This window comes from Dickeya undicola (assembly GCF_000784735.1).
In the GTDB taxonomy this organism is placed as follows: Bacteria; Pseudomonadota; Gammaproteobacteria; order Enterobacterales; family Enterobacteriaceae; genus Dickeya; species Dickeya undicola.
On record NZ_JSYG01000044.1, the window covers coordinates 1 to 319 of the forward strand.

1 tRNA gene and 1 rRNA gene are annotated in these 319 nt (G+C 56.4%); both read right to left on the bottom strand.

Features of this window, described 5'->3' with window-relative positions:
* Window positions 1–77, bottom strand: a tRNA-Asp gene (locus tag OB87_RS18600).
* Window positions 78–143: 66 nt separating this feature from the next.
* A 5S ribosomal RNA gene (gene rrf / locus OB87_RS18605) occupies window positions 144–259 on the bottom strand.
* Window positions 260–319 lie beyond the last annotated feature (60 nt).

Here is a 319-nt window from a genome sequence, read left to right on the forward strand (position 1 = left end):
TGGCGGTGCGGACGGGACTCGAACCCGCGACCCCCGGCGTGACAGGCCGGTATTCTAACCGACTGAACTACCGCACCACCGATTCTGTACGTTATCAGAGGAGTCAATCCGATAACCGGTGTCTTCTTACACCACAATGTGATGCCTGGCAGTTCCCTACTCTCGCATGGGGAAACCCCACACTACCATCGGCGCTACGGCGTTTCACTTCTGAGTTCGGCATGGGGTCAGGTGGGACCACCGCGCTCTCGCCGCCAGGCAAATTCTTTTTATTCCAACCGTTATGCTCACACTTCCCATGCACAACCATCAGAACCAA